General features: G+C 74.7%; 2 pseudogenes. Both read left to right on the top strand.

The annotated features are described in order from the left end of the window. Nucleotides 1–900: pseudogene (locus tag ACWDCZ_RS41540) on the top strand (ABC transporter permease); the annotation flags it as partial. A gap of 4 nt (nucleotides 901–904) precedes the next feature. Further along, nucleotides 905–1,225 (top strand): annotated as a pseudogene (locus tag ACWDCZ_RS41535) (phosphoesterase); the annotation flags it as partial.

Genomic DNA, 1,225 nt, shown 5'->3' with positions numbered 1-1,225 from the left:
GTCGGCGTGGACGGACACCTGCTGGCGCCGTCGGACGCGGCCGTGAGCGTCCTGCTGGCCTGGGCGTGCGCGCTGGCGCCGACCCTGGCCCTGGCGGCGCTCGGACTGCTCGGCTCCGTCCTGCTGGGCCGCTCGCCGATGGGGCTGCTGGTCCCCGCGCTGGCGGCGGTCGCGATGCAGCTCGCCCAACTGCTGCCGCTGCCGGTGGCGCTGCGCCTCGCCCTGCCCGGGTACGCCTTCGTCGCCTGGAACGGGCTGTTCGCCGACCCGGGCCGGCTCGACGAGCCGCTGATCGCCGTCGCGGTCGCCCTGCTCTGGGCGGCGGCCGCCACCGCGGCGGCCTACCTGCTCTTCGTCCGGCGGGACTTCACCACCGGCAGCGAGGACGGGGTGGGGCGCCGCACGCTCCTCGCCGGGGTGCTGCCGCTGGCCGTGCTGCTCGCGCTGACCACCGGTGCGCTCGCGGTGGCCACTCCCTCCAGCGGCTCGGGGATCACGCAGGCGAAGGTGCAGCAGGAGGTCGCCACCGTCTTCGCGCACCTGTACCGGCTGCAGACCGAGCAGCTGCACCGCCCCGCCGTGACCGAGGCCGACCTGCGGGCCACCGCGGACTGCCGGCGGGGCGACGGCCAGGTCGAGCCGGAGGGCCCGGGCAACGACTGGCGCTGCGTGGTCACCTGGCACCTGCCCGGCACGGACGCGCCCGGGACGGCGGTCTACCAGCTCGACGTGGCCTCGGACGGACGGCTGACGGCCGATGGCGACGGCCCGAAGGAAGTGAACGGCTACTTCCTGGTGCGCACCCCGACCGGGGACGCGCCGAACCCGCTCTGGCAGTTCGACGGCCAGGTCGCACTGCTCGCTTCCCCCACCAGCACGACGAACTCAACGAAGGGCTGACGCCATGCAGGTAACGCGTCGTCGACGCAGCCGGAACGCCCACGTGGTCCTCCTGGGCCGCCGGGTGGGCCGCAAGGCCGCACTCGCCACCGCCTGTGTCACGGCGGTGGCCGTGGCCACCGGCACGGCCTTCGCGAGCACCCACCAGTTCGACGAGGACCAGGTCGGCCAGACCACCGAGAACGGGCTGGTGATCTCCAGCGACCAGTACCTCGCCCCGTACGGCAGCCGTCAGGTCCTGGACAACGGCAAGATCATGGGCTCCACGGTCAGCCCGGACGGCGCCCACCTGGCCGCCGCCGTCACCGACGGCGACGCGGCGCTG

The sequence above is a fragment of the Kitasatospora sp. NPDC001225 genome, assembly GCF_053597855.1.
Note: the sequence above shows the minus strand (reverse complement) of the source record. Positions and strands in the feature narration are given on the sequence as shown.